The 2,781-nt window shown below is 38.2% G+C and carries 3 protein-coding genes; all 3 read right to left on the bottom strand.

The window, feature by feature from the left end; all coding sequences use genetic code 11:
- On the bottom strand, positions 1–619 hold a 619-nt coding region (locus A9G25_RS11815; RefSeq protein ID WP_141675105.1), incomplete at its 3' end, for a hypothetical protein.
- 223 nt (positions 620–842) lie between these two features.
- Positions 843–1,370 (bottom strand): hypothetical protein, encoded by a 528-nt coding sequence (locus A9G25_RS11810; RefSeq protein ID WP_065627065.1) that lies wholly within the window; start codon positions 1,368–1,370, stop codon positions 843–845.
- A gap of 10 nt (positions 1,371–1,380) precedes the next feature.
- Positions 1,381–2,781, bottom strand: a 1,401-nt coding sequence (locus A9G25_RS11805; RefSeq protein ID WP_065627064.1) for a VENN motif pre-toxin domain-containing protein, incomplete at its 5' end; no start/stop codon positions are given.

The following is a 2,781-nucleotide window of genomic DNA, read 5'->3' as shown; positions in this document are numbered from 1 at the left end:
CGCCACTGATTAAGCCGTTGATGATACTAACCGCCATGTCAATGCCTTGACGGGTGTCACTGCCCATCGCTGACATGCCTTGGTTCATCGATTCTTTGTAGGCGTCTTCGTAGATTTTTTGTTGCTGCTTGTCGGTTAACACGATGCCTTTGTCTGCGGCTTTTTCTTGTTCTTTTTCTACCGCTTCTTTTGCCTTGGATTCGGCTCTTATCCGGTCTATATGATTAAGCATCGTTAACGTTTCACCACCAATTTCACTCACTAACTGCGTTTGGTCGATGATGTCTTGCTCTTTTTGTTTGTTAAAGATGTGTTTGAGCTCGTTATTCGCCTGCTCAGTATCTCGGCTTAGTTCGTTGATATCTTGTTTTTGGTCGTCTTTGTTGCGGATAATTATCGTCCCTTCCGATACCGCTGAATGCGTCGTCGAATGCTCGCTTTCGTTTTTATTGCGACTGGTTGGCATCGATGGCATGCCGCTAGAGCTTACCCCTGCACTGCTGCTACTGACTTGGTAGTCCGCTTTGTTTTCGATATCACTAAAGCTGATTGTGCCTGTGTCAAGGCGGTTTTGGCTCTTGTCTTTCGCTTCTGAGGCTATCACCGCCACGGATAGCACAAAAAAAGCACCCAAAAAAAAACTCAAATAAAATCAATGCCTTTTCTGAAAAATTTTTTATGGGTAAAAATAGTGAATTAGTGTGTTTTTACGCTTTGAAGATAAAGAAATATGACACAATGAGCAATACAAATTGGTGTTAGAGTTCATAACTTAGTTATAAATTGAATCATATATTCCAATTCTGCGAGCTTTATCACAGAATTGGAAAAGTAAAACAAGGTTATTTAGGAATTTTTCCTGTCCACCAAATCGGCTTCTCATCCGTACCTAAGTTATCAAAAACAGATAGTGGAATGTCTTCATAAGCAATAACATCAGGTATTGTAGTCATAGCTACCATTATAGGTCGATAAAGATTTGAACTTGAATGTTTATATTCATAAATAGCAAATTCCATACAGCGATAAAATGCGCTGAAATATTGACTAAATATATCAAATAAAGTTGATTTTGTTCTGTCTAAATCACTTTTGGCTTTACCTGATAAAATAGGCCCCCAATCAATGGCTTCTCTATCTAACTGTTTAAACTCTTCCTCAACCAATTTCATTAAAGACTCAGCCGTATCTAGCTCTTCTAATTTCAAATATCGGCGATAGAAACGATCAGTTAAGACAGACCAATCTTCTTTAGAATATTTCGGCAGAAGGTAATATGAAATACAATCAAAAAATAGTTTAACATCACTATCCGTTCCTAAATCGATAATAGTCCCACCACCAATAAATCCTGTTTTTATATCACGCATAAAATATTCCTTAATTGTCTTTAAATCTTATTTGTTTCTCTTTAATTATTCCTTGAGATCTATTTTCGATTCCTTCTGTTATTTTTTTTCTAGTAGACGGAGGTATATTTTGTCCTCTAACATCTATTATAACCTCTTGTCGCATACCATTTGGTAAATGTTTTTGTCGTTCAAGTGCTTGTTTAGAAATATTATTAATCAGATTATCAGCGTATTTGCCTATATCATAATTTTTCACTTCTATTGAACAAGTTGTGCCATTACAAAAATCAGGTCTTACACTCCCTTTTGTACCATGAGGGACTTCTACACCATCTTTATAACTTACTTGACCTCTATAATCTGGAGGCAAGCTGGCGCCAACATCTTTTTCTGATGTGGATGAATGTGGGCGACCGTTGGTTGTTTTCCCTGTATTCGGCGATGGCACCTTCGTTTTTGCACCATTTTCAAAAGTATAATAAGCACCGTTATTAGTATATATTGGGTTACCTGCGGCATCAAATTTTCCTGTATGGGTATAAACGCCGCCTTTCGGTCCGACAACATTAGCTCCTTGTGAAGTATAACCGTTAGGGAGTGTTGGTTCTTTTCCTGCTAATAACTTGCCACTCCCAAAAATTTTGTTTATTTTGGGAAGAGTTATAGTCCCTGTAATACCATTGGCTATCATCATTGTGCCAATAGTTCTACCTGCCATTTGTCTAGCTTCTTCGTCATTATAGCCAAAACTCTTATAACTTTGTACATAACCTTCATAAATAGCACGTAATTGATTTGCTTCTGGTGAGTTTGAGGTACCATCTAATAAATGTTTTATTTGTTGATAACCATTTTGTTCTTCTAATTTGTTATAATAATAATTTATGTATGTTCCTAACGCTTCATAAGCCTTTTTACGTTCAGAACGACATGCTTCACTATTTACATCAACACAAGCTTCTAATAACGCTTCTGAGGCGCTTTTATCTTTAATTCGAAGTTCCATTAACTGTTGTTTTTCTTCATCAGTTAATAAACCTTCTTCTTCTCTATATTCTAAACCAACCTTCTTTTGATGATCTTGAGAGTTTAAATAATTATTCTCAACCGCATTCTTACCCGCAGCAACGCCAGTATTCACATCCTGGATATCACCACCGGCAGCGGCTATTGCTAGGCCTGTCGCTAGTTGTGATAGGGCGCTGATTTGTTGTCTTTCTTCTTGTGATAATTCCGCTACTGTTTTACCTGGGTAAAGAATACCCATGATAACCTCAGCACCACGTTCACTTGCAGCAGCACCTAAGCCACCCACTAGAGCTGAGTTGCCTTGTAGCTCGGCTACCACCGCACCGAGTATCGCATGGCTGACGGTGTTGGCAACGGTGCTTCCTTCGGTCTGTTGTTTGATAATAGTCGCAATTTTTGG

Origin of the sequence: Gilliamella sp. Bif1-4 (genome assembly GCF_001690535.1) — a bacterium.
GTDB classification, from domain to species: domain Bacteria; phylum Pseudomonadota; class Gammaproteobacteria; order Enterobacterales; family Orbaceae; genus Gilliamella; species Gilliamella bombi.
This window is presented reverse-complemented; position numbering and strand designations above follow the sequence as displayed.

Coding starts and splice junctions, on each gene's coding strand:
- A9G25_RS11810 (WP_065627065.1), bottom strand. CDS start 1,370: ATGCGTGATATAAAAACAGGATTTATTGGTGGTGGGACTATTATCGAT.